This is a genomic window from Gilvimarinus sp. 1_MG-2023 (genome assembly GCF_030548285.1).
Map to the genome: position 1 here is coordinate 1 of NZ_JAUOSC010000681.1, position 304 is coordinate 304.

The following is a 304-nucleotide window of genomic DNA, read 5'->3' on the forward strand; positions in this document are numbered from 1 at the left end:
GCCTGGAATTCATCAGCGTTGTCTTCGCCGATGGCCTTGACCATATCCACGTAGGCATCGGCATCTTCCCGATAGCCGTCTTCAAAGAAGCTGTCTTCATAGGTGCGCAGGGTCTCGATAAAGGCCTTGGTACGCTGCAAGCCCAGTTCAAAGTCTTCGTAATCATCGGAGCCAACCAGGTTTTCGATCGTCTCGGGGATAATATCGGTCAGCTCGTCGTCTTCCAGCTCGGCAATATCGGCATCCAGCGTGGCGATAACCGTGGCAACATAGGTTGCTGCGGTGGTATCGGAAACCTCCAGAG

Annotated in this window: 1 protein-coding gene; it reads right to left on the bottom strand. The window is 53.9% G+C overall.

What is annotated here, in order from left to right:
* A partial coding sequence (locus Q4563_RS18590) for a hypothetical protein (RefSeq protein ID WP_303605562.1) occupies positions 1 to 304 on the bottom strand: 304 nt, incomplete at both ends.